The organism is Paenibacillus sp. FSL H7-0703, from assembly GCF_038003485.1.
In the GTDB taxonomy this organism is placed as follows: Bacteria; Bacillota; Bacilli; order Paenibacillales; family Paenibacillaceae; genus Paenibacillus; species Paenibacillus polymyxa_B.
In genome coordinates, this window is the sequence record NZ_JBBOPF010000001.1 from 1,236,064 (window position 1) to 1,260,203 (window position 24,140).

A 24,140-nucleotide genomic window follows, 5' to 3' on the forward strand; every position below is an offset into this window, starting at 1 on the left:
TCTCAGTCAGTCTTAATGCACTGATCCAGAGAGCAGGACGATTATGTTGTAACCCCTAACTTCTTACGTAAAAATACGTAGGCAACACGGCCGCATAATACTCCCAGAACGTTCAATATGATGTCATCTACATCCATTGTACCTGCGCCCAGCAGCATTTGGGACACCTCAAGAATGACCAGTGCGATCACTATCGTTAACAACAGACTGCCTATACTTCGCATGGACACCCAAATGATAGGCACAAGAATACCGAAGGGAATGAATACGCCAATATTGCCGAGCAAATTAACACCCCATACCCGAAAAGGAAACGACTCCATTGCCCGCCAGTATTGCCTGATCGTATCAAACGGAACAATATTATACGAATACGGGGGTCCTGGCCGTAATGTACGACCAAAACCGAGAAACATCCAATATAATAGAAGTCCTGTATATAAAATCAATAACATCAACGCCACATGATGAAGCAGGCGGGTCCTAAACATTACTTGTTACGAACGTCGATCTGTCCGTTGGCCCGTGCGATAATAACCTGGTCCGCCATATTAATGAACAGTCCGTTATCGACTACACCCGGAATTTGATTCAAGCGGATTTCCAACTCCTGCGGATTCTCAATCGTACCATAGCGACAATCGGCAATATAATTACCGTTATCCGTAAGGAAGCGCTCGCCGTCTTTCATACGCCACTCCGCCCTACAGCCTGTCTGCCGTAAAGCCTCCAACGTCCATTCACTGGCAAAGGGTACGACCTCAACGGGTAAAGGAAATGCACCCAGTACCTTCACATCCTTGGACTCATCGACAATAATAATTAATCGGTCGCTATTGCTTTCCACAATTTTCTCTCTCAGCAGGGCTCCGCCTCCACCTTTCACCAGCACCAGCTGCTCGTTCACCTCGTCTGCACCGTCGATGGTAACGTCAAGCCTTCCAATCTGATCAAACGGAATGATGGGAATTCCCAGCTCCCTGGCCTGATCCTCCGAAGCTTGGGATGTAGCTACAGCCTGTATATGTAATCCTTGCGCTACACGCTCACCAATTTTTTGAATAGCCCAAAAGGCTGTCGAGCCTGTACCAAGTCCTACCTTCATGCCGTCCTCAATCGCCTCAACTGCTTTTTCGGCTGCTTTTTGCTTCAAATTCATTATCATCTCTCCCGCTATATAGGCTAGTATTGATCATCATCCATTTTATAAGAGAACGCTTTATAATAACAGAGACAGCTTTTTACCATAACAAAGGCTGTTTTCATCGTGTTCATACTCCCCAAACCGTTCAATAGGTTCGTATCCCCGCTTGGTATAGAGAGCAATCGCTTCAGGTTGAGCTGCTCCGGTCTCCAGTTTAATCCTTACAACTCCCCGTTTGCTGGCTTCCTCTTCCAAAAAAGATAATAGGCTCACCGCAATTCCTTGTCTGCGATAAGAGGAATCGACATAAAATCTTTTGAGCTCCATTTCTTCCGCATCTATAGGCCTAAGCCCTCCACAAGCCACCGGTTTTTCGTCCACATACACAACAGCGAAAATCATTTCTTTAACTTTTGGATTGGAAAAATCAACCAAGTAAATTTCGTCGGCAGGATACCTTTCCAGCAAGTCCTCATCCAGCCTTTGAATCAACTCATGCAGATCCTCGTGATGACTCTCAACCTTTAAAATCGTAAGCTTGGACATTCTTCTTATCCCTCTTCTCTTTGCATGGATATAAGGACTCATTTCGCAAACAATTCACAAAAACCGCGATAAATCAAGCATTTCCAACGTTAAATATGAAAAATGTCCCAAATTGATAAGTGCATTTGACTCTATTATAAAGTATGATGGTTTCTGTTGAATAGTTGCTTATGGACTGTAATGAATTCGAATTTCAAGTTGAAGTATAAATTGGAATATACTGAAACACAGACAGCGTTTACCTATTAAAAATTAATTTTTTATTGTGTAAGGTATTCATTTCAAGGGCTTTTCGTACGACATATATATAGGGATATCATACTTGTCTATAAAAGGACTTAAGACCTATTACATAAAATTCAAGGGTCTATTATCTCTATTATTATGTTTGTAAGGGGGACTTGATTATCTCATTCGATAAGCGGTTCAACACCATATACAAAAATACAACCAGGGAGTGGAACATTTTGAAAAAGTGGAGTAGCTTATCATTCTTCACCAAAAACTTATTATTATCCTTCTTCAACATCGTATTGATTGGACTAGTCCTTATTGTGTCCAGTTATTTGATCCAACGTACGATTTTGATAGACCAATTGCATGGGCAAGTGGAAAAAATCACATTGAAGTGGGCCCAGGGCATTAATTCCGATGAAGTAACCCAAGCGGTTCAAGAGAAAAATTATGATGGACCCGTTCAAACCAAACTCCGCACGTACCTAGATAACATCATGGCGACCAATCCGAATATCTCTCATGCCTATATATTCGGGACGGAGCTCGAAAACGGCAATCTAACTTCTATTGTGGCGATGCCAACGGATCTCAGAGAAGCATTTGAAAAAGATAAGCTGCTCGTTGGCTCTATGTACGAGCAACCCAATGTCGTGGCAGTCGGCGTAACCGGTATGCTGGACAGTGGCAAACCAACATTTACTAGCTTCTACGATGATTCTTTTGGTACATGGACGACTTTGATGACTCCGATTAAAGATTCAAGTGGCAAAATCTTTGCATATTTTGCAGTCGATGCAGATGCTGGCGCCGTACCTGCCGGCTTAACCAAGCTGCTCATTAGCGGCGCTACCATTTTAGTGATTTTCCTACTGATCTGCCTGGCGCTTCAATATTGGGTTGTGAAGCGCACGCTGTCACCGATTAAGCAACTGATGTACGGTATCAGTGAAGTAAGCAGAGGAAATCTGGATGTTCAAATTCATGCAGGTCATGATGATTTGGGGCTCGTAAATCAGAATTTCAACGATATGGTAAGTCATATTAACAGCATTATGACCAAAGTGAAGCAGACAACTGATGAAGTCAATGAATCTGCCAAGGAACTACTCGCAATCTGCGAACAAAACGGAATCAACTCCAACATCATCAATCAAAACATCAGTGAAATCACGGAGAATATCCGTTCGCAGGAAAAAGCAACAGGCGATAGTGCACGTGCCATGGCTGAAATGGCTTCGGTAATTCAAAATATTGCCACGAGTTCTTCCAATGTTGCGGAAGAAGCCAATTCGGTAGAGAAACGTTCTAACGAAGGCAACGAGATTGTAAGCAAGGTATCATCCCAAATGCACTTGATTACCGATACAGTCACCAATACTTCCCGTATCATCAAGTTGCTGGACAGTCGTTCGCAGGAAATTGGCAATATCATCAGTACCATTTCAGGCATCTCCAGTCAAACCAACCTGCTCGCTTTGAACGCTTCTATTGAAGCTGCGCGCGTTGGTGAAGAAGGTAAAGGCTTTGCCGTTGTTGCCAGTGAAGTACGTAAGCTGGCAGAACAATCTGCGGATGCAACCAAACAAATCACGTCCCTGATCGAAGAAATTCAAAGTGAAATCGGACAAGCTGTGAAGTCGATGGAGCAAGGAAACGTTGAAGTTCAAAACGGAATCGTCGTTGCCGGACAAGCAGGCGTGCTGTTCAATGATATTCTTCAAGCAACTAAAAATGTAGCATGGCAAATCCAAGAAGTTTCCAGCGCTACTGAGCAAATATCTGCGGGTACACAGGAAATGACCGCGACAGCAGACGATCTTTCTTCCACTGTAACCAAAACAGCCAATAACAGTGTTCACATTGTGCAAACGGTGGAGGAGCAAAAAGCTTCTTTGGATTCGATCATTGATTCATCCCATAAATTGACGTCCATGTCTGAAGAGCTTCAAGAAATTACATCTTATTTCAAAATTGCAGACACCAACCGTACCAAATCATAATAACCATTTATCGGCTCCAAAATTTATAAGTAAATCATTCGGTAATGCCTCCCTCCTGTTCATGCATTTGAAGGGATCGGAGGCATTTACTGAGTTTACCATTTATATTAAGACATCATACATTCAGGAGGTTAGCGTAATGGCTTCATTACTACAAAACAGCACACAGACAACCCCATCCCCATTCCTAGTTCCCTTGGATTGTGCACGTATACAACGCAAGCATACATCCTCTACTTATCAAGTAGAGTTAGAAGCGTCCATCTCGGAACAATTAAATCAGCAACAAACTGCGGATGACAAACAAGCGTTGCTTTTATCAGCATATACTGCATGGGTATATCGCCTATCCGCAGAAGAAGAAGTTTCTTTTTCTACATTTGTGCCACAAACCGGTCTGCTTACAGCTTCGCTGACAGTCGAAAAGGAAACGACTTTTCATGAACTAGCAGACTTATTTCAGGAGATGCTCCGTGAGCCTAATGCATACCTAGCGGAACCACAAGCCGATACTTCATTTTCGGCAAATCTGCCTACGGACAGCGGAGTAGAATCCCGTATTATGGACTGGGCTGTTAGTGAACACAATGGCACTTATCAAATACAGATCCGATATGATCAATCACTCTTGCTGGAAACAACGGTTGTCCGATACGCAGAATACTTTGAAACCCTTTTGCGCGGCGCGCTAACCAACAGCCATGCACTTGTGAACTCCATTGATATATTATCAGATGCAGATCGAGCTGCTCACGAAGCTTTAAATAATACAGTCGTGAAATATCCTGAGCATCAAACTATTCATGGAATGTTTGAGGAGGCTGCTTCACAATACCCTGATCGTCCGGCTATTGCTTCCCACACTGGAGAGTACACGTACCGTGAGTTGAACGAACGTGCTAACCAAGTCGCACGTGTCTTGTTATCTAAAGGTCTTACCAAAGGTGAATTCGTGACTATCTTCATGGAACGAAGCTTGGAGACCGTTATTTCCCTTCTGGGTATCCTGAAAGCCGGGGGCGTGTATGTGCCTGTTGATCCCGCCCACCCCGCCGACCGGAGCAGCTACATTGTCGAAGACACGCGTTCTCCTTTTGTCTTAACAACTTCCGCACTCATGGAGCAAGCGACTGAACTGTGCGGTTCCATTGAGACGGTAAAAGAAATTTTAGCAATTAACGGACCACTGGCAGGCTATGCTGCAAGCAATCCAAACGTTAATGTAAGTCCAGATGATCTAGCTTATGTCATCTATACATCCGGCTCTACAGGCAAACCGAAAGGGGCCCTGATCGCTCACCGCGGTGTCGTTAACCTAGGAGCTGTCGTGCAACGCGATTGCGACATTACACCTCAGGATGTATTGACCCAATTTGCAACCTACAGCTTCGATGCATCCGTTTGGGATACAATTGGAGCCTTGTTTTACGGTGCAAAATTGTACTTGCTGTCTTCCGAAGAACGTGTATCTGTTGAAGAATTCGCTGAAGCCATTGCACGTACAGGCACGACGATTATTACCATTTTGCCGACCGTATTCTTTAATCAGCTATCTACGTACTTGTCAGACGAAGGCTATCGCAAACTCGCTAAGGTACGGATCGTTACCGTGGCAGGCGAAGCGCTGTACGGCTCACAAGTTCGAGCGTTCCAAAGTAAATTCGGTACAGATACCGACATCGTAAACGTATACGGACCGACCGAATGCACCGTGGCGACAACGACCCACCGGGTTCGTGGTGCCGTGCCTGAGCATGTCGTCAATATTCCGATCGGCAAGCCGATTTACAATTATAAAGTGTATATCGTTAACGATGATAACAAGCTTTGCCCTGTCAATATTCCGGGTGAAGTATGTATTGCTACGCCTGCGTTGGCCCATGGCTATCTCCATCAGCCAGAACGTACAGCTCAATCGTTTGTGGACAACCCTTTTGTTCCGGGTGAAAAAATGTACCGCTCGGGTGATATCGCCAAGCTGCTGCCAGACGGTACGATTGAATACGTAAGTCGCAAGGATTCACAGCTCAAAATTCGGGGGAATCGGATTGAAATTGGAGAAATTGAAGACCATTTTTCCAAACATCCAGGTGTTCAGGACGTCGCTGTAGTAGCCGTCAAAGATCACACAGATCAGAACATGTTAGTTGGCTATTTTACCACTTCGGATGGACAATCCATTCCACAAGACGTTATTCAGTCTTATATTGGGGGCAAGCTGCCTTCTTATTTTGTACCAAGCCATGTCGTTCATCTGGAAGCCATGCCAATTTCACCAACTGGCAAGATCGATCGCAAAAAGCTGGCCCTGCGACCACTTCCCGAAGCGTCTGATCTTTCATTTGGCGGAGAACCTCTCCGAGAAGGAACCGAAACACTCATTGCCGAAGCATGGACTCAAGTGCTTGGTAAAAATAACATTGGCGCTACCGATGATTTCTTCCTGATCGGGGGCGATTCGCTTCGTGTCATTCATGTGCTGGCTATTCTAAAGCCGCGTTATGGCGCGCTGCGCATCGGAGATTTTTTCCGCTACAAAACCGTTCGTGAGCTTGCTGAATATGTGGAACAATTAGGTACGGAACAAACGCCGCAACGCAAGCCACTCACGATTTCTCAAGAAAAAATGGACTTGAATGAGCATCCTATTGAGTTGTCTGGTGCTTCTGACTTAGCTGAAGTCCGCGGCTTGCGTGTGATTTTGTTAACCGGTGCTACAGGCTATCTGGGCTCGCACATTCTGTATGACCTACTTCAACGGACAGAAGCCAAAGTATACGCGATGGTACGCCCTTCTCAGGACGGTCCATCCGGTATCGAGCGTATTCAGTCCGTATTGACGGGATATTTTGGACAAGATATCTCCAGCTTGATTGAAGGACGGGTAAAAGCTGTCTATGGGGATCTGGAGCAAGCTGATCTGGGTCTCTCTTCCGTCGACCGCCATATGCTGGAGCACCAAATCGACGGCATCATTCACAGCGCCGCTGACGTTCGCCATTTTGGTGATTCGGCAGCCTTCGATCGCACGAATGTGACCGGAACACTGGAACTGCTGAAAATCGCTCAAGCCAAGCCGGGAGTATCCTTCCATCATGTCTCCACTATGGGAATTCCGGAGGATCTTGCTAACGAAGGAAAATGGGAGTCGGCATTGGAGCTTTCTGCCTTCCCAGAAGAACTGAACGTGGACAACCTGTACACGAACAGTAAACTCGCGGCGGAGAAGCTGTTGTTCCAAGCAGCTCAAGCGGGTACGCCTGTCTCGATCTATCGCGCAGGCAATTTGACAGCCCATTCGGCCAACGGACGCTTCCAGCGAAATATCGACAGCAATGCTTATTATCGTATGATGAAGGCGATGCTGCTGCTGGGCAAAGCGCCACAAGCCGATTGGCATACGGACTTCACACCGATTGATTACGCCAGCCGTGCTATCGTAGAGCTGTCCGTTCATCAAAAAAGCGCAAACCGCATTTTCCATATCTGCAATCCGAACCCACTGCCATATGATGAACTGATCGCTATGGTAAACCAACTCGGTTACGCAGTAGAAACTCTGCCTTTTGACGATTACAGCGCTTGGCTGCTGAATCCGTCTTCCGGCATTCAGGAGGATGCCCTTCACCTTGCTATGGGACAACTGGAAGGTGACGGAGCCAAGGATTCAGCTTACCGTTACGGATGCTCTGTAACCGCAGCTCTGCTGGAACAAGCTGGCGTTCAATGCCCGGCAACCGACCTTAACTTTATTCGGAACATGATCCAGCATGCCGTCGAGATCGGTTACTTCCCGACCTCTCCCTCGGTATCTGTAAAAGCAACACAGAGGTAACAAAGTTGTGATATTTCCCCCGCATGTTTTCGGTATGATAGACTAGATTTTGCTAGTTTCATATTTAGTATAAACCTCTATACTTTCAGAATTTTTTTGCATGCGGGGGATGTCATTCAATGAAACACACTTTTTTTAAAAGAACGTTGCTAATCATAAGTTTGTTGGCTATTTTAGGGATTTTGGTGTATGAAGCACGTAGCATATACCACACCCCTACAGTTAAAGGGACTCATCGTACACGTACAGCTCATGCAGATCGACTGGTACGCCATTTATTCTCACTGACGCCTACACCAGATAAAGTATATTACCAAAACAAAGTAATTGTCCTGATGTATCATGAGGTGACCAAGACTCCACCTGATCCCGGCGCTCTCAAGCTTAGTAATTTAACGAGGCAGTTGGACGAAATGAAAGCTAACGGCTTCCACTGGATCACGATGAAAGAGTATACGGACTTTATTTTACATAAAGCCAAGGTTCCTGATAATGCAGTACTTATGACATTCGACGACGGCTATGAGTCCTTTTATACGGACACTTTTCCTGTGTTGAAAAAGTACCAGGTACCGGCAACCAATTTTCTCATCACGTCCACGATCAGCAATCCCAAACATATTGGAATTCCTAAGCTGACATGGGATCAAATTCATCAGATGCATGCCGAGGGTATTGATTTTTACAACCATACCAATGACCAGCATGCTTACGGATACTCCAACACAGCGCGCACCCAACAAAAGCCACTTCTGATGGGTCCGGTGTATTCGAAAAAGCTGGGGCGAATGGAAACCGAGAATGAGTTCAAACAGCGGATTTATACCGACTTGGGGATGGCTGACAAGAAGCTGTTCAAGCATCTACACAATGATCAGAATGTACTTGCCTTCCCTTATGGTGGGTATACCAAGGAGACGCTGGAAATTTGCCGTTCCTTGGGAATTGACGTTACGTTCACGGTGAAGCGGGGGATTAACTCGCCAGGGCAAACGAACGGCTATCGCGTCAATGCAGGTGGAATACACAATATTCCAGAAGTATTGGTGCAATACATGAAGGAAGGTGCTCCCCTTCGTCCACTTCCTTTTGCCCAAGGTCCCAACAAGGTATCCTAAACATTGGCTAGCTTAATAAAGAAAACAAAAGAACCTTTAAAACCATTTATGTCCTGGTTTTAAAGGTTCTTTTGCTGTATAAGATGTTAGATTAGGGCCAGATACGAATTGCAGCGATAACAGCCAGATGTACCGGGTAAAAGCTGCGCCACAACCAGCGCGGTACCCTATTATAAAATCCGCTTTCTCCAGTTGCAAAACATGCGATCAGAATGCTGGACAGCAGACTAAAGTGTTGGAGATTCGCGTGATGCACCATATCATACACTACGTTCAAAATAAAATGGGCTGCAATCATCATATATGAACGGGTGTATCGATAAATGAGAACCAACAGCAGTCCATAGGCTCCGTAATCCATCTGGCTGAGCTCCATAACCAGAGCTGAAAGGACGTACAGAACCGTTACAGCTGTCCAATGCTTCAAGCGGGATGCAGCAGCCAGCGCGAGCAATGAGGCCAATAGCGTCCAGATTACATTCGGTCTAAGCACATCAAACGCTAGCATATAGGGAACTTGAGAAATCAGAGCCAGTCCGAGTAGACGGAGCATATAGCTCCGTATGTCTCGGGTATGAGTATATCCCAAATACAGCGCGTACGCGTAGATTGGAAAAGCAAGCCTGCCGGCAATTCTCCAAGCCGGATCCGTCGGAAAAAACACAAGCCCGACATGGTCAATCAGCATCGTCAGCATGGCCAACCAGTACATACAAGGCCCCCTTATTCAATGTTTTACGTTTTTTCTTCTGTCAAGCTCAGAATGGCGTTCATGATATCCGTTTTCGTAACCCGTCCTACCAACCCCCGAATTGAAGTTGAGGAGCTACATTGCTCGTCCAAAACTGGAAGACAATTGACCTGATGCCGAATCAGTCTCGATATCGCTTCCAGTAAAGTGTCTTCTGGAGCAAGCGTCGTCATTTGGGCCCGGCGCGTCATTGCCATGGTCACCGGGACGGTGTGAAGATCGGTATGCCCCAGCATGACCTTCAGCAAATCCTTGCGGGTAACAATCCCAATGAACTCCTGCTCCTCCCCTGTGACCATCAGCGCGCCTGTATTTTGCTGAAACAGCATCAGCACCGCATCATAGGCGGTCGTGTCACCGGAAATCAAAATCGGATCGCTAAGTATATCTGCCACAGTCAGCTTTTTGAGCATGTTGCCGATATGACTATCATATTTGGGGTAACGTCCTGGCAGGTAGCCTACCTTCGGCTTGGCATCCACCAGCCCGAGCATAACGAGCAGAGCAAGGTCAGAACGGAGAGTCGGACGCGTCAGTCCCAGTGTTTCAGCAATTTTATCCCCCGTAACAGGTGCCAGACGCCGGACAATATCAACAATTTCCCGCTGTCTTTCAGACAGTTGAATAATGATTACCTCCTTATGGAGTGGGGTAGTATACATTATAGACGAGCATAGATCGATAAATTTCAGCATCTTCCGACAATTCATCAAATTTTAATCATACACAGCTTGTTTTCAAATTTAAAATGTGTCACAATTAAGAATGTAATACATACTAATTATAAGTTTAACGTGTGCAATATGCTACATTTAAATGAACTATTGTACATCGCATGTAATATGTATTATGTATTATATAAACCTGAGGAGGAAATCAAATGAAATTTTTCTTGGATACTGGTAACATTGAAGAAATCAAACGTATTGAACGTTTGGGTCTGGTTGATGGTGTAACAACGAACCCTTCACTGATCGCTAAAGAAGGTCGAGTGTTCAAGGAAGTCATTCAGGAGATTTGCAGTATCGTTGAAGGTCCTGTAAGTGCTGAGGTTATTGGTCTGAAGGCTGAGGATATGCTCAAAGAAGCTTATGATATCGCCAAGTGGGCACCGAACGTGGTTATCAAGCTTCCTATGACCGAAGACGGCTTGTACGCTTGTAACGAGCTGACCAAGAACGGAATCAAAACGAATGTAACACTGATTTTCTCCGCGGCTCAAGGTTTGATGGCAGCCAAAGCTGGCGCTACTTTTATCAGCCCGTTCGTAGGACGTCTGGATGATATTGCTGTTGATGGTATGAAGCTGATTCGTGAACTGAGACAAATTTTGGACATTCATGGTCTGAAATCCGAAATCATCGCCGCATCCATCCGTAATATTAAGCATGTAGAAGATGCTGCTCTGTCTGGTGCACATATTGCCACCATTCCAGGTTCCTTGCTCCCTTCTCTGTGGAAACACCCGCTGACAGATAGCGGTATCGAACGCTTCCTGAAGGACTGGGAAACTGTACCAAAAGCTTAATTCGCCAGTCATGGCAAAACGATACTATATCAACCCAAACAGCCTGTATTTTACGGGCTGTTTTTTATTTTGGCTTTAGCGATGGCAGAACCCAAAACGCTGAACAACTTTTTTTGACAAAATAACTTGTTGTTCATATAATTGTTATAACAACTAATTAATTTCAAAGTAATTTATGTACGGAAAACGGAAAGGAGTACCTATGAATAACTTACCTCCCGATTGTTCCATTGGGATGTTGCTCGGGATTACTCACCGCAAAATGAGTCAGCAGCTCTTACAGCGTCTCAAACCTTATGATATTTCCCCAGAGCAATGGTCGGTTCTGTACCAAATCTATCAGGCTGAGGGTTTAAATCAGAAAGAAATTGCAGCTAAGGCCGTGAAGGACCAGCCTACCACGACTCGAATTATTGATTTGTTGGATAAGAAGGGCTGGGTACGGCGTGTAAATAGCCCACAGGATCGTCGGGCCTATTTGCTTCATTTGACTGAAGCAGGCCGACAGCTTGTGGAGGAGACTCTTCCTGTCGAACGTGATGCCAATCACGATTTTGTAAAAGGAATTTCCTCGGCCGATCTGAAGCAATTCCGCCGGACTCTTTTACAAATTCACGCCAACATGACCGAATCAGAGAAACAAGGAGAGAACGATTAATATGCAACAAGGCAAGCAACCTCTTTGGACCAAAGAATTTATCGTTCTTACGGTTTCCAATTTATTTTTGTTTCTGGAATTACAGATGATCCTATCTTCCATTCCTTCTTATGTGAAAAATACATTCCACGCCAGTTCCGTTCAGGTGAGTCTCGTTACCACCTTATTCGCTTTAAGTGCGATTGCAGCACGACTCTTTTCAGCCCGTATGCTGGAAAAAGGACACCGCAGTACCCTGATCTTCGTGGGCCTACTGTTTGCATTGGCAGGAACGCTGGGGTACAGTGTTTCACCGACGATTACAGTGCTTCTACTCATGCGGATGTTATTTGGGATCGGCTTCGGTATGAGTAGTACAGCCTTTCCAACGATGGCCTCTGATGTCATCCCGCCCAAACGTCTCGGTGAAGGAATGGGTTTCTTTAGTCTGTCCACCAGTCTAGCGATGTCGATTGGGCCAACCATCGGCATTTCGATGCTGCAATACGGGAGTTTCAACCTGCTTGCCTATACGACAGCAGCTGTAATTGTTGTGATATTCCCGTTGGCTTACTGGCTGATTCGTACACTACCTAAGGGGCACATCGAACCACCTATGGTTCCTTTGGAAGAAGGGCGAAAACCGGCATTTAACCGTAAATTGTGGATTCCCGCCTTGTTGAACATGCTGATGTCTATCACATATGGTGGGTTACTCGGCTTTATGGCGCTTTACGGGGATGAAGCAAATCTGGCGCATCCTGCCTACTTTTTCCTGTTTAATGCGGTATCCGTGCTGATCGTGCGTCCCTTCTCGGGCCGTATTTATGACAAAAAGGGGGCAAAAGCACTGCTCATCCCCGGCTCCCTGTTTTTAATTGGCGGTCTGATCCTGCTTTCCTATGCGCACAGTGATGTCTTCATGTATATGTCTGCTCTTTGCTACGGTATCGGGTTTGGTGTCATGCAGCCGACCCTGCAAACCTGGATGATTCAGGTCGTGTCTCCTAAACAGAGGGGTATGGCAAACGGAATGTTTCTCAACTCCCTCGATTTCGGTGTTGCAGCCGGAGCGCTTATACTTGGCATTATCGCCAAAGCAAGTGATTATGCGTGGATGTACCGTCTTTCCTCGCTGTTTATTGTACTGTTCTTACTGATCTATGTCATACAAATCGTCGCGAGCCGTAAGCCTAAGACGCATGTCCCTCTAGGAGGGTAAGACTATAGATTTAGTTTATACTTGCTCAGTTTTCAAAAACACCCGTTGCCATGATTTCATGGACAACGGGTGTTATTTCTTATTTCACAGGAGCTTTGCGTCTTAGCTTGGGAGAAAGAGGCTTTTCTCGGGACACATCTGTTAGCCCCTTATCCACATTCATAGGGTCAGTGGATTTGTCATCTGTGGGTTCATCCTGCTTGGGTCTGACCGCAAACAGCATCAGCATAGCTGCAATGCCTCCCACTGCGGCCATCACGCCAAAAAGCAGACCATGTCCACTGCGACCCAGCAGCAATGAAACAACCGGAGGGCCTAACGATACCCCGACAAAGCGCATGCTGCTATACAACGAAGTAATGGTTCCGCGCTCCTCTTTTTCAATTCCCTTCGTAATGAGGGAATCCAAACAAGGCAGTGCGAGCCCAATCCCGCCGCCCCCTAACGTAAACAATCCGATCACCGCATAAATATTTTGGAAAAATCCGAGAATGGCAAAGCTGATCGTCAATAAGGCCAAACCACTGAAACCGATCCACTTCATGCGCTTTTTGTGCTTGCCGATGATCTTGCCTCCTACATATGAGCACAGACAGAGGGAAATCAGCGGAATGGCTAACACAAAACCTTTCCACACTCCATGAAGGTTGTAACGACTTTCTAGTATGTCGGATAAGTAGAACAGGACGCCAAAAATGACAAACATACAAATACCGCCCATGGCGAAAATAGCATAGAGCCAGCGTCCTTTTTCGGCAAGCACTTGCTTCACATTTCCCACAAATTCTCGAAACATAATCGGTTGGTTCTTACGCTTAGGCACATGGATCAGCCAAAGCACTAAAATGAGCGAAATCAGACAGAGGCCCGGAATCACCGCCAATGGCAAAAACCATAAAACAGCGCCCAACGCAGCACCGAGTATCGGACTTAGCACTTTACCAAATGTATTGTAGGTCTCAACTACCCCTAGGTTTTTGCTGGCCTCATCCTCATTTTCGTACAGATCGCCCACAAGCGGAATGACTATAGGAAAAGCCCCTGCCGCTCCCGCACCCTGGAGTAGACGGCCTGCAATAATGGTCCAGTAAGCTGCCAAGTCGTGAAGCAGCCATGCCCCCACCGCAGAAATCCCCCCTCCAATCACAGTCAGAATCAGACAGGGAACAATCACCGCCTTACGGCCAAATCGGTCGGAGAGATAGCCCGCAATCGGTATCAGTAAAATGGCCACCACCGCATATACTGTAATCAACATACTAATCCGAAAAGAGCTTACATGTAGCTTACGTCCGATTTCCGGTAAAACTGGAATCAGCATGGAATTACCCAGCGTCATCATCAGCGGGATGGAACCTAACGCAAGCAGATTCCCTTTATTTTGTTGCATCCCGTTACCACCTTTGCAAAAGTAATAACACAGCTGTTCTGATTCGTTCAACAGATGTTATTGTGTTTACATTGGTGGGAATTTATGCGGCTACACTTTAAATCCACCGACCCTTGCATTCAGAAGTTGCGACATATCCGCCAGTGTATGAATGGAAGACGCAATTTCCTCCATGGAAGCCAGTTGCTCTTCAGCCGCCGCACTGACACTCTGGGTTCCCCCTGCCGACTGCTCTGCTACTTCACGAATACGTTCTACTGCTTCCACCATTCGCTCGGATCCGCCGGACATTTGTTCTACGGACCGATTTACACTGTGAATCTGTTCGCTGACCTGTTGAATGGAACTCCCAATCTGACGAAATGCGGTTTCTGCGGATTGCATGACCTTTACGCCAGACTGCACTTCAACCGTACCTGTCTGCATACTGGAAGCGACATTTCCAACATGCTCCTGAATATTTTGCACAAATTGTGTAATTTCTGCTGCTGAAACTGATACCTGCTCGGCCAATCTTCTTACCTCAGAGGCTACAACAGCAAATCCTTTCCCCTGCTCTCCTGCTCTTGCCGCTTCAATCGACGCGTTGAGCGCTAGCATTCCTGTCTGTTTGGCTATTCCGGTAATGACAGCTCCAATCATGCCAATCTGTTCGGCCTGTTCACTAAGTGAACGCACAGCACGTGCAGAGCTGTCTACACTTTCGCTTACCTTCTCCATCTGACGCATAGCCTGACCTATAGATTGTTCTCCTGCTTCTGCATCTTTAGCGGCTGTATCAGATAACTCGTACACCTGCTGGCTCGTAGCTGCAATATGCTCCAGTTCGTGGGCTAGCTCTTTCACGGTATCTGTAGTTTGTGTAATATCATCGACCTGATGCTCCATACCAGCCGCTAGCTCTTCCATTACACCGGAAGTATGACGATTGGCCTGATTCATTTCCTCTGTACTTACGCTAACCCGCTCTGCGGTTACGGTTAATGTACGCGCCGTATCCTGCGCATCCACTATAATACTGCGGAATCCCTCAATAAGCTTGTTGTAGGAGCTTGCAATCATACCGATTTCGTCTTTGGACGTAATATCCAGTCGGCTACGCAAATCTCCCCCACCTTCAGACATTTCCAACAGCTGCTCATTCATATGGTGTAATGGACGAATGGAACGAATCAGCACGATGGATTGAAAAATACTGTAAATGATAACTAGAAGTCCTACAACACTCGTAATCAAGGATGTATTCGTCATCGTTTGGTGCGCTTGCTGTACTTTCACCGTCACCATATCCTCTTGAGCTTTGACAAAGGCTACTACCTTGGTATCAAGTTGCTTGCGCAACACCCGTTCGTTTTCAAAATCATCGAGCAAATCAGAAAATGGCGGGAAAGCATCATCTCTTGTACTCTGATACCCCGCTGTAGTCAGTAAACGATGAACTTGATTCATATAGGTATTAATTCCCGTCTTGAGATCAGTCATCTTTTTCTTAGAATCCTCATTACCTGCACTAAGCAGAGCTTCTGTCTCCTGTAGCAACTTTGCAACTTCACTCTGCTTGTTTCCGATCTCTCGCCCGTACTGTTCGTCACGAGTTAGCAAATATGCCCGCTCATCATTAGATATGCCGTTTAACAAAAATTGAAGAGACTTCGAGTTATACGCTATAGCCTCTTCACGATTCATAATATCCTTGTACTCATTCTCACTATGTACGCTTAAAATGTAATTGGTCAGCAGCATGGCTGCAATCACACTCGGGATCAGTATCGCGCTAAGAATCATTTTGGCCTTAATGGTTAAATTCATGAATCGGTCCCCCAGTTATCTCTGAATAAAATGTCCAACTTACTATATATCGTTTTATTCGACTGTTTTTTTGAATGAAACAGAAAAAGTGTATAGATTTTTTAATATATTTATGTCTATTCAGTGAACATATATATCTTTTTTAATATCAAAGAACAAAAAAATTCAAAATTAGGTAAATGAACTCTTTTCAGTTTGTACCCTTCGAATTTCAGACTATTAAAATGATATACTATGTATTGGTATGCCATAAGCCTCAAGGAGGATCTGCATGAAAAGTCTGGAACTCAAACCGCTTATTCACGTGCTTAACGAGTTGGAAACCCGCAGCTGCCTTATTGAGCAGCAGGGTAACATGATCATGAATTATTATCGTGAACCTCAAATTGCTAATGAACTCTATAAAATAAATTCCTGTACCAAAAGCGTGATTTCCGCATTAGTTAGTATCGCTATGGACCAGCAGCGGGGACCGAAACCGGAGACGCCGATCCTCGAATTCTTTCCCCAGTTGGCCACAGATAGTGATTCTCGTAAGCGTGATATTACGATTGAACATCTGCTGACGATGTCCGCAGGCTTTAACTGGACGGAATTTGGCGGACAAAATTCTTTTCCTACCATGAGCAAAACGTCAGACTGGGTGCAATTTGTGCTTTCACAGCCATTATCGGATGTGCCAGGTACGCGAATGGAATACAGTTCTGGCTGTTCTCAACTTTTGGCCACCATACTACGTAATGTTTCTGGACAAACAGTTGCTGAATTTGCCGAGCAGCAATTATTCCAACCGCTCAGTATCGAAAGCTATCATTGGGAAACCGATCCTCAGGGTACTCATACGGGTGGATTCGGACTGCATCTCAGGCCGATGGACATGCTCAAATTCGGGCGGCTTTATCTGAACCAAGGAGGCTGGGAAGGACGGCACATCATCCAAACAGAGACAGTCCGATATTCAACCCGTCCGTTTCTTCCTGCTGCCAAACCACAAAAGGCATTTTACGGCTGGCACTGGTGGACTTCTTCCTTTTCAGATGAAACAGAGATAGGAACTGAAACGGACTATTTTTACGCTCTCGGCTTTGGTGGGCAATATATTGTTGTCGTCCCGTCGTATGACATGGTTGTTGTCGTTACCGCTGATAGATTTAAAAAGAAAAGGACTCCTGTAGATATTTTCCGGCAGTATATTGTACCGCTGCTACTCCAGCAGAATAAATAGAAATAAATACCAAAGCTAAAAGTTGCAACTGGCTCTAGCAAAAATCTGCATCAAAAAGGGCTTGCCTGTTGGATCAGGCAAGCCCTTTTTTGCATATAATCGCTACATTATGACACATCCACTTTCTAGAGCCTTACCTAGCCCACGTGAATCGTAAGCTCTTGCTGTCCGCTGGAAGCTGGTGTAATGATTACACCCTGTTCTCCCGACTGGCTGCTGCCTTCCTCCACTTGAACAGCCTCGTGGATACCGCGCAGGACTATCGACCATGGTTTAACAGCACCTTCTGCCTTCACCGTAATAACAGAATCCTTGCGGCTGACAGTAACCGTTAGCTCTTCTTCACCTGACGTATTCACAATAACCGTTCTAGCTTGTTGCCCCTCTCCAAGCTCAAACAAATGAAGCGCCACTTGATCTGCATAATCATAGTCCGGACGACTGTCCTCATGACCAATTGCCAACAGTGTGTTCGGCTTCACGAGCACAGGCAAGGTTGTAAAATCATGATACTCGTTGACCCAACGACCACCAGACATGCTCTTGTTTGTTAACAAATTCGTCCACTGACCCTCTGGTACATAATACTGTACACTGCCTTCTTTATTAAAGATCGGAGCTACCAAAATGGAATCTCCTAGCATGTATTGTCGATCGAGCGTTGCACAGGTTGGGTCCTGCGGGAATTCCAACACCATAGCCCGCATCATCGGCAGTCCCTTCACCGAGGATTCCACAGCAGAAGCATACAGGTGTGGCATCAGCGAGCATTTGAGTTTGGTAAAGCTGCGTACCACGTCAACTGACTCTTCGTCAAACAGCCAAGGAACACGGTACGACACATTTCCGTGTAGTCGGCTATGGGAGGATAAAAGTCCAAACTGCACCCACCGTTTGTATAAGTCCGGCGCAGCCGTTAGTTCAAAGCCGCTAATATCATGGCTCCAAAAGCCAAACCCACTCAAGCCAAGTGATAATCCGCCCCGCAATGACTCTGCCATCGACTCATACGTCGACGAGCAGTCTCCGCCCCAGTGAACTGGGAACTGTTGCCCCCCGGCCGTAGCAGAACGTGCAAATAACGCTGCTTCATTTTTACCCAGCTTTTCCTCCAGCACTTCAAACACTGCCTTGTTATACAAATGCGTATAATAATTATGCATTTTCATTGGGTCAGAGCCATCATGATAAACTACATGTGTTGGAATACGCTCACCAAAGTCGGTTTTGAAACAGTCCACGCCCTGATCGATCAGCACCTTCAGCTTATCCTGGTACCATGCGACAGCAGCCGGATTCGTGAAGTCAACCAGCCCCATCCCTGCCTGCCACAGGTCCCATTGCCAAACGCTTCCATCAGCTGTTTTGACCAGGTAGCCATTCTCCATGCCTTCATCGAACAAAATGGACTTTTCTGCAATATACGGGTTGATCCATGCGCAAATTTTGAGGCCCTTAGCCTTCAATCTCCGCAGCATGCCTTCTGGATCTGGGAACATATCTTGATCCCACTGGAAATCACACCATTGGTATTCCTTCATCCAGAAGCAGTCAAAATGGAATACCGAGAGTGGTATATCCCGCTCAGCCATCCCGTCCACAAAATGGTTAACGGTCGCTTCATCATAATCTGTTGTGAACGAAGTGGTCAGCCACAAACCAAAGGTCCAGGCTGGTGGTAATGCAGGCTTACCCGTCAGCTTGGTGTAATTGTCCAGTACCTCTTTAGGGTTAGCTCCACCAATAATAAAATACTCTAACGATTCGCCGGAGACGCTAAACTGAACCTTTGATACATTTTCCGATGCAATCTCATAGGATACCTTTTCCGGATGGTTGACGAACACACCATACCCTTTATTCGATAGATAAAATGGAATGTTTTTATAGGCCTGCTCACTGCTAGTCCCGCCATCTTCATTCCAGATATCGACTACTTGACCATTTTTTACGAACGGGGTGAAACGCTCTCCGAGTCCGTATACGTACTCACCGATGCCCAGCTCCAGCTGTTCTCGGAAAAAAGGCTGATCCTGCGGGTCTGTAATATAGCCTGGTCCCCTATGTCCGCTGCCTGTGACTTTACGATCCTCGACATAAAAGCCTACATCCCAGCTCTTCCCACGACCGACTCGCACACTCAGATCGCCGCTTTTCAGTACCGCTGCGTCCTCATCCACTATAATATCTACCTCTGTTGGCAAGGTGTGAATTTCAAAATTCGGCCCTTGATGCACCCGTCCCTTATGGTGGTTCAGACGCACCTGAATGACATTCGGCATAGGCGAGCTGTAGGTCGCTTTCAGCAACGCTCCGTTCAGTGTATCTCCTTTGTGCTCGATCCGGTGGGTCGCTGCATATACCGTCATGGAAGCATCGTCCGTCACAATATCACGGATATCAGCAGGATTTTGTATTTCATAGCCCTTGCGAACCATCCAATAGCCATCAGTAAATTTCATCTGTTTCTTCCTCCGCTTCAATCTTTATTTTCTTAATCCCAAATCGCTTATTGGATTTTTTCGAAATCCTTACTATAATAATATTGATTTATGTAAGGGTTTACTTCTTTTATTTTGACGTATTGTATCAATATTTTGATGTTTTATATATAAATCAGTTTGCGGAAAAGGAGTCATAGAAATGCAAAGAGAAATGTTGCGGGAAAATCGAATTCACGGCAATCCCATGTATCCGGTCAGCGTATATCCGAGCGTAGAGCAGCTAAATGGAAATAGTGTACTGGAGTCCCATTGGCATGAGGAGATGGAGTTTATCGTAGTGGAACAGGGGAGCGCCATATTTCAGACGGATATGGTCTATACGGAGGTGAACGAAGGTGAAGCTCTTTTTGTCAACAGCGGCGAGCTTCATGCAGGTTATTTACAAAAAAGCGCTCGTTGCGTATTTTCTGCGGTGGTGTTTCACCCCGACATGCTGCACAGCCGCACGCAGGATACGGTGCAAACGCAGTTTATTGACCCATTTATCAGTAAAAAGCTTGTCCCTCCCCCTCACATTCGCGGCGTGCAGCCCTGGGAGCAAGAGGTGCTGGCTGCATTGCGACACATTATCACCAGCCATGAGCAGAATGCGCCTGCCCGTGAATTGGCGACCAAGGCGCAGCTCTATAGCATGATCGCCTGTCTGTACCCACACATGACCCCTGCTAACGGAGAGGATGTGATTATGGCGGGTCAACGCAACAAAGTTGAACGGATCAAAAAAGCGCTGGCGTATATCAACAGTCATGCTCATGAACCTATACGTTTACGGGAGATCGCAGATGAGATTGGAATGAGTGAGGGGCATTTTTGCCGTTTTTTTAAGCAGATGGTTCAGAAAAGTCCGGTAGAATACATCAACTATCATCGGATTCAAAAGGCTTGCAGGCTGCTGGAGCAAAGTGATCGTAAAGTAGTAGATATTGCGCTGGATGTTGGTTTTGACAATCTAAGCTATTTTATTGCGACCTTTAAAAAATGGAACGGCCTGACCCCTTCGCAGTACCGTAAGCAGCACGAAGCAGATCAGGCGCTTGCTGTCCCTTATATAACAGACTAATATGCATAGGATAAATCATTTATTTTTTTTGGGCTTCATAAGTACTAAAATTATTTTTCTTCCTCTTAACTTAGTAAATATGTAGCCAGCTACGCCTCCCAAAACAGAGGGAACTAACCACCCTAACCCTACATTATATAATGGAAGAAGATGAGTGAAAAAATCATTAATTACATTGATTTTTATTCCAGTAGCATTCAAGCCATCAAATAAACTAATGATAAAGGTTAATATCAAACTGCCCTGATATACTTCTGATTTCCCTTTAAATACGGGATGTAAAAAAGTTAAAAATATAAGAGAAATAGCAATAGGATATATTGCCATTAATACTGGCGTTGAAACCTTAATGAGCTGTGTTAAACCTATGTTGGCTACAAGGGTACTAAATATAGATAACATGAGAGCAACTCTTTTATAAGAGATTTTTGGAAATAATCCATGAAAAAAGGAAGAGCAGGAAGTGATAAGCCCCACACTTGTCGTTAAACACGCTACTGTAATCATTAAGCCTAATAGAATAGAACCGTAAGATCCAAAATAATAGGAGGAAACCTTAGCTAACACCTCAGCGCCATTTCCTAAAACACCCAATTTTTCAACGCTAGAAGCTCCCATGTATGAAAGAGACGTATAGATAAAAGCTAAGAGTATAACCGCAATTGCTATCGCTTTGGCACAAATGATCATCAACTCTTTTTTTGTAGTAACCCCTCTATCCTTAATTGCATTCACAATGATAATTCCAAAAATAAAGGCTACAAGAGCGTCCAATGTTAAATAACCCTCTTGAAAGCCTTTGAAAAAGACATTCGATGTATAACCTTCCGCAGGTTCTTGGAATTTTCCTATTGGGTGAATAATAGCTACAATCACAAGTAATCCAATGAATGTCAATTTAATGGGTGTTAGGAACTTTCCGATTACATCAATAATTTTTGTAGGATTAAGTGATAACAAACATGCAACTGCAAAAAAAAGGATAGTAAATACAAAAAGTGCGACAGGATGATCTGCATTGTTTGAAAAAAAAGGTTTTACTCCAATTTCAAATGACACACTACCGGTTCTAGGAATTGCATATAAAGGCCCGATGGCTAGATAAAGGATTGTTGTAAAGACAAGGCCGAAGACAGGATGTACACGACTCGCTAAAGTTTGCAAATTGCTTTTGCCCGAAAAAACAAAGGCTGTGACGGCTAGTAATGGTAAGCCAACTCCAGTAACCAAGAAACCCGCATTGGCTATCCATACATTCTTTCCAGCCATTTGCCCAAGCATAGGTGGAAAGATTAGATTCCCTGCACCAAAAAATAAGGCAAATAGCATTGAGCCTATAATGATAATAAAGGACGAAGAAACACTTTTCGACATAATAAATCCTCCAACTACGAACTCACAACATTTTGTTTTTATTCGTTTTCTTTTTAATTTGTATAATATATGTTAATAGAGCCTAGTGATAACCCGTGCCTTTAGGATGAGTGGGTTTCGTCTTAACTCATCGTTACACAATACTCTATATACGATCAGTATTTCAAGTAACTTTGTACTTGCAGAATGAACTTAGTGAGCTTAATGAACTATAAGAGAATTTTACACTTAGGACTTATTTCTTACAAGATGTAGATATAGTACTATTCCTCTTCAACATATTTAAAAAAGTTTGAGCCCAATTTAATCCATATCAGGATCTGCTGTTTTATTCAAATCCTCAACTGATTGAAATAAGCACAGGAAATCTTGGGAAAATGCCCTATGGAAGCGAATGAAAAATCCTTACAATTAATAGTATTGACAATACATATTGACGTTGACAACACATTGAGCGGCTACAATTTGAAGGGGTGCTAAACATGATGAATTTGGCAAAACGCAACTATTGGTCTATGAGTATTTTTAACTTCGCTTATCTGTTTACATGGTCTGCCGCCATGTCTTTTTTTGTCATTTGGCTGGGACAAAGCCTGGGAATTTCAGAAACCTACACGGGATTTCTATATGCGGCTAACTCAATCGTGGCCTTGATCATGCAGCCCCTGTTCGGTTACTTATCCGACAAGCTGGGCTTGAGAAAACATCTGCTGTACATACTCTTTACGATTCTTTTGCTCGTTGGACCCTTTTTTATTTATGTGTACGGTCCATTACTACAAACGCAGTTCGTCATTGGTGCCATTGTTGGTGCGCTATTTATCGGCTTGGTATTTAATGCAGGTAACGGTGTCGTCGATTCGTATATGGACAAAGTTTCGCGTAAATACGGCTTTGAATACGGACGGGTTCGTATGTGGGGTTCGCTTGGGTGGGCGGCGGCTACTTTTGTTGCAGGACGGGTCATCAATATCAATGTAAATCTGACCTTCTGGATTGCCTCGGTATCTGCCGTTGTTGCCATGATCTGCATCTTCCTGACCAAAGTCGAAATTTCCGGACAGGAGCAGCAGAAAACAGAATCGTTGAAGCTAATTGATGTGCTGCATCTCGTGCGTACCAGAAAGTTCTGGTTTCTTATGCTATTCATGGTTGGCGTGACCCAAATCTATGAGGTATATGACCAACAATTTGCCACATACTTCGTATCACAGTTCAGTTCCAAAGCGGAAGGAAATCAATTCCTTGGCGATTTGAGCGCTGTGCAGGTTTTCCTGGAATTTGTGTTCCTTTTCGTTACCCCTTGGTTTGTGAACAAAACGACCGCCAAATGGGCATTAATTATTGCCGGGTCGATCATGTCTTTGCGTATTATCGGCTCTTCGTTGCCATTCGGTTCCATATGGGTAGCTGCAATGAAGATGATTCACTCCCTGGAGAAACCGCTTATTCTGGTAGCCATCTTCAAATACATTACCGTTAACTTCGACCAGCGCTTGTCCTCCACCATGTACCTGCTGTATTTGTTTATGGGCTCCCTGGTGGTTTCCATTTTCTCGCCCATTGTGGGGCATATGTATGAAGTATTAAATTTCCCGATAACTTATGTAATTCTGGGTTCCATTGCAGGCCTGTTCACCATCATATCCTGCTTTACACTGACAGCAGACAAGAAGAATGGGGAGCGGTTTCTGGAGGAACGTCGTAAACAGGATCTGAAAAGAGCAGCCAAAAAAGCTGAAGCCGTTCATTCGTAATCT

Annotated in this window: 18 protein-coding genes; 9 read left to right on the forward strand and 9 right to left on the reverse strand. The window is 44.9% G+C overall.

Features of this window, described 5'->3' with window-relative positions; genetic code table 11:
* Positions 1 to 41 precede the first annotated feature (41 nt).
* The 3 genes from MHB46_RS04970 to MHB46_RS04980 are packed head-to-tail and all read right to left on the reverse strand — an operon-like array spanning position 42 to position 1,690.
* Entirely contained in the window at positions 42 to 491 is a 450-nt protein-coding gene (locus tag MHB46_RS04970; RefSeq protein WP_254325861.1) for a VanZ family protein, read from the reverse strand.
* On the reverse strand, positions 491 to 1,159 hold the full coding sequence (gene rpiA, locus MHB46_RS04975; RefSeq protein ID WP_165175725.1) for a ribose-5-phosphate isomerase RpiA: 669 nt from the start codon (positions 1,157 to 1,159) through the stop codon (positions 491 to 493). The genes MHB46_RS04970 and rpiA overlap by 1 nt, the downstream gene beginning before the upstream one ends.
* A 60-nt stretch (positions 1,160 to 1,219) precedes the next feature.
* Positions 1,220 to 1,690 (reverse strand): GNAT family N-acetyltransferase, encoded by a 471-nt coding sequence (locus MHB46_RS04980; protein WP_165175727.1) that lies wholly within the window; start codon positions 1,688 to 1,690, stop codon positions 1,220 to 1,222.
* 467 nt (positions 1,691 to 2,157) lie between these two features.
* Here MHB46_RS04980 and MHB46_RS04985 point away from each other — a divergent pair, with 467 nt between their 5' ends.
* The 3 genes from MHB46_RS04985 to MHB46_RS04995 all read left to right on the forward strand — a co-directional run bounded on the left by MHB46_RS04985 (position 2,158) and on the right by MHB46_RS04995 (position 8,880).
* The gene (locus MHB46_RS04985) at positions 2,158 to 3,927 is read left to right on the forward strand and encodes a methyl-accepting chemotaxis protein (RefSeq protein ID WP_061831317.1); all 1,770 of its coding nucleotides are present in this window, start codon (positions 2,158 to 2,160) and stop codon (positions 3,925 to 3,927) included.
* A 139-nt stretch (positions 3,928 to 4,066) separates the two neighbouring features.
* The gene (locus tag MHB46_RS04990; RefSeq protein ID WP_341161744.1) at positions 4,067 to 7,762 is read left to right on the forward strand and encodes a non-ribosomal peptide synthetase family protein; all 3,696 of its coding nucleotides are present in this window, start codon (positions 4,067 to 4,069) and stop codon (positions 7,760 to 7,762) included.
* 119 nt (positions 7,763 to 7,881) lie between these two features.
* Entirely contained in the window at positions 7,882 to 8,880 is a 999-nt protein-coding gene (locus tag MHB46_RS04995; RefSeq protein ID WP_103047942.1) for a polysaccharide deacetylase family protein, read from the forward strand.
* Between the two features lie 91 nt (positions 8,881 to 8,971).
* Here the strand turns inward: MHB46_RS04995 and MHB46_RS05000 are convergent, their stop codons facing one another.
* Positions 8,972 to 9,592, reverse strand: a complete 621-nt coding sequence (locus MHB46_RS05000) for a TraX family protein (RefSeq protein WP_341161745.1) — start codon at positions 9,590 to 9,592, stop codon at positions 8,972 to 8,974.
* A gap of 23 nt (positions 9,593 to 9,615) precedes the next feature.
* Entirely contained in the window at positions 9,616 to 10,326 is a 711-nt protein-coding gene (locus MHB46_RS05005) for a CBS domain-containing protein (RefSeq protein ID WP_165175733.1), read from the reverse strand.
* Positions 10,327 to 10,511: 185 nt separating this feature from the next.
* Here MHB46_RS05005 and fsa point away from each other — a divergent pair, with 185 nt between their 5' ends.
* The 3 genes from fsa to MHB46_RS05020 all read left to right on the forward strand — a co-directional run bounded on the left by fsa (position 10,512) and on the right by MHB46_RS05020 (position 13,018).
* On the forward strand, positions 10,512 to 11,159 hold the full coding sequence (gene fsa, locus MHB46_RS05010) for a fructose-6-phosphate aldolase (RefSeq protein ID WP_013309811.1): 648 nt from the start codon (positions 10,512 to 10,514) through the stop codon (positions 11,157 to 11,159).
* Positions 11,160 to 11,361: 202 nt separating this feature from the next.
* Positions 11,362 to 11,817 (forward strand): MarR family winged helix-turn-helix transcriptional regulator, encoded by a 456-nt coding sequence (locus MHB46_RS05015; RefSeq protein ID WP_341161746.1) that lies wholly within the window; start codon positions 11,362 to 11,364, stop codon positions 11,815 to 11,817.
* Position 11,818: 1 nt separating this feature from the next.
* Complete coding sequence (locus MHB46_RS05020; protein ID WP_341161747.1) at positions 11,819 to 13,018, forward strand: MFS transporter; 1,200 nt, start codon at positions 11,819 to 11,821, stop codon at positions 13,016 to 13,018.
* A 79-nt stretch (positions 13,019 to 13,097) separates the two neighbouring features.
* Here the strand turns inward: MHB46_RS05020 and MHB46_RS05025 are convergent, their stop codons facing one another.
* Together MHB46_RS05025 and MHB46_RS05030 are read right to left on the reverse strand one after the other, a co-directional pair.
* Positions 13,098 to 14,408, reverse strand: coding sequence for an MFS transporter (locus MHB46_RS05025; protein WP_341161748.1), 1,311 nt, complete (start codon positions 14,406 to 14,408; stop codon positions 13,098 to 13,100).
* 90 nt (positions 14,409 to 14,498) lie between these two features.
* Entirely contained in the window at positions 14,499 to 16,217 is a 1,719-nt protein-coding gene (locus MHB46_RS05030; RefSeq protein WP_069291672.1) for a methyl-accepting chemotaxis protein, read from the reverse strand.
* A 271-nt stretch (positions 16,218 to 16,488) separates the two neighbouring features.
* On the opposite strand from MHB46_RS05030, the gene MHB46_RS05035 reads away from it, so the two are divergent.
* Positions 16,489 to 17,442, forward strand: coding sequence for a serine hydrolase domain-containing protein (locus tag MHB46_RS05035; protein WP_341062849.1), 954 nt, complete (start codon positions 16,489 to 16,491; stop codon positions 17,440 to 17,442).
* Between the two features lie 137 nt (positions 17,443 to 17,579).
* Here MHB46_RS05035 and yicI read toward each other — a convergent pair whose 3' ends face one another.
* Positions 17,580 to 19,904, reverse strand: a complete 2,325-nt coding sequence (yicI, locus tag MHB46_RS05040; protein ID WP_341161749.1) for an alpha-xylosidase — start codon at positions 19,902 to 19,904, stop codon at positions 17,580 to 17,582.
* Between the two features lie 181 nt (positions 19,905 to 20,085).
* Here yicI and MHB46_RS05045 point away from each other — a divergent pair, with 181 nt between their 5' ends.
* Positions 20,086 to 21,006, forward strand: coding sequence for an AraC family transcriptional regulator (locus MHB46_RS05045; protein ID WP_341161750.1), 921 nt, complete (start codon positions 20,086 to 20,088; stop codon positions 21,004 to 21,006).
* A gap of 15 nt (positions 21,007 to 21,021) precedes the next feature.
* Here MHB46_RS05045 and brnQ read toward each other — a convergent pair whose 3' ends face one another.
* Positions 21,022 to 22,380: a branched-chain amino acid transport system II carrier protein gene (brnQ, locus tag MHB46_RS05050; protein ID WP_341161751.1), complete on the reverse strand. Its 1,359-nt coding sequence runs from the start codon at positions 22,378 to 22,380 to the stop codon at positions 21,022 to 21,024.
* A gap of 482 nt (positions 22,381 to 22,862) precedes the next feature.
* Between brnQ and MHB46_RS05055 the strand changes: the two genes are divergently transcribed.
* Positions 22,863 to 24,137 (forward strand): oligosaccharide MFS transporter, encoded by a 1,275-nt coding sequence (locus tag MHB46_RS05055; protein WP_341161752.1) that lies wholly within the window; start codon positions 22,863 to 22,865, stop codon positions 24,135 to 24,137.
* Positions 24,138 to 24,140 lie beyond the last annotated feature (3 nt).

What these genes read in the sequence shown, in the direction of transcription:
- MHB46_RS04970 (WP_254325861.1), bottom strand. Translation starts at nt 491, where the DNA reads ATGTTTAGGACCCGCCTGCTTCATCATGTGGCGTTGATGTTATTGATT.
- rpiA (WP_165175725.1), bottom strand. Translation starts at nt 1,159, where the DNA reads ATGAATTTGAAGCAAAAAGCAGCCGAAAAAGCAGTTGAGGCGATTGAG.
- MHB46_RS04980 (WP_165175727.1), bottom strand. Translation starts at nt 1,690, where the DNA reads ATGTCCAAGCTTACGATTTTAAAGGTTGAGAGTCATCACGAGGATCTG.
- MHB46_RS04990 (WP_341161744.1), top strand. Translation starts at nt 4,067, where the DNA reads ATGGCTTCATTACTACAAAACAGCACACAGACAACCCCATCCCCATTC.
- MHB46_RS04995 (WP_103047942.1), top strand. Translation starts at nt 7,882, where the DNA reads ATGAAACACACTTTTTTTAAAAGAACGTTGCTAATCATAAGTTTGTTG.
- MHB46_RS05000 (WP_341161745.1), bottom strand. Translation starts at nt 9,592, where the DNA reads ATGTACTGGTTGGCCATGCTGACGATGCTGATTGACCATGTCGGGCTT.
- MHB46_RS05005 (WP_165175733.1), bottom strand. Translation starts at nt 10,326, where the DNA reads ATGCTGAAATTTATCGATCTATGCTCGTCTATAATGTATACTACCCCA.
- fsa (WP_013309811.1), top strand. Translation starts at nt 10,512, where the DNA reads ATGAAATTTTTCTTGGATACTGGTAACATTGAAGAAATCAAACGTATT.
- MHB46_RS05015 (WP_341161746.1), top strand. Translation starts at nt 11,362, where the DNA reads ATGAATAACTTACCTCCCGATTGTTCCATTGGGATGTTGCTCGGGATT.
- MHB46_RS05020 (WP_341161747.1), top strand. Translation starts at nt 11,819, where the DNA reads ATGCAACAAGGCAAGCAACCTCTTTGGACCAAAGAATTTATCGTTCTT.
- MHB46_RS05025 (WP_341161748.1), bottom strand. Translation starts at nt 14,408, where the DNA reads ATGCAACAAAATAAAGGGAATCTGCTTGCGTTAGGTTCCATCCCGCTG.
- MHB46_RS05030 (WP_069291672.1), bottom strand. Translation starts at nt 16,217, where the DNA reads ATGAATTTAACCATTAAGGCCAAAATGATTCTTAGCGCGATACTGATC.
- MHB46_RS05035 (WP_341062849.1), top strand. Translation starts at nt 16,489, where the DNA reads ATGAAAAGTCTGGAACTCAAACCGCTTATTCACGTGCTTAACGAGTTG.
- yicI (WP_341161749.1), bottom strand. Translation starts at nt 19,904, where the DNA reads ATGAAATTTACTGATGGCTATTGGATGGTTCGCAAGGGCTATGAAATA.
- MHB46_RS05045 (WP_341161750.1), top strand. Translation starts at nt 20,086, where the DNA reads ATGCAAAGAGAAATGTTGCGGGAAAATCGAATTCACGGCAATCCCATG.
- brnQ (WP_341161751.1), bottom strand. Translation starts at nt 22,380, where the DNA reads ATGTCGAAAAGTGTTTCTTCGTCCTTTATTATCATTATAGGCTCAATG.
- MHB46_RS05055 (WP_341161752.1), top strand. Translation starts at nt 22,863, where the DNA reads ATGATGAATTTGGCAAAACGCAACTATTGGTCTATGAGTATTTTTAAC.